The following is a 304-nucleotide window of genomic DNA, read 5'->3' on the forward strand; positions in this document are numbered from 1 at the left end:
GTGTTACCTCGAGGTCCAGTAGGTCCAGTAGCACCGGTAGCGCCCGTGTTACCTCGAGGTCCAGTAGGTCCAGTAGCGCCGGTAGCGCCCGTGTTACCTCGAGGTCCAGTAGGTCCAGTAGCGCCGGTAGCGCCCGTGTTACCTCGAGGTCCAGTAGGTCCAGTAGCACCGGTAGCACCCGTGTTACCTCGAGGTCCAGTAGCACCGGTAGCGCCCGTGTTACCTCGAGGTCCAGTAGCGCCGGTAGCGCCCGTGTTACCTCGAGGTCCAGTAGGTCCAGTAGCACCGGTAGCGCCCGTGTTAC

1 pseudogene is annotated in these 304 nt (G+C 62.8%); it reads right to left on the minus strand.

Annotated features, from left to right (window positions below):
• Positions 1 to 304 (minus strand): annotated as a pseudogene (locus JDS98_RS29705) (collagen-like repeat preface domain-containing protein); the annotation flags it as partial.

This window comes from Bacillus cereus group sp. N11, assembly GCF_016483605.1.
Taxonomy (GTDB): Bacteria; Bacillota; Bacilli; order Bacillales; family Bacillaceae_G; genus Bacillus_A; species Bacillus_A toyonensis.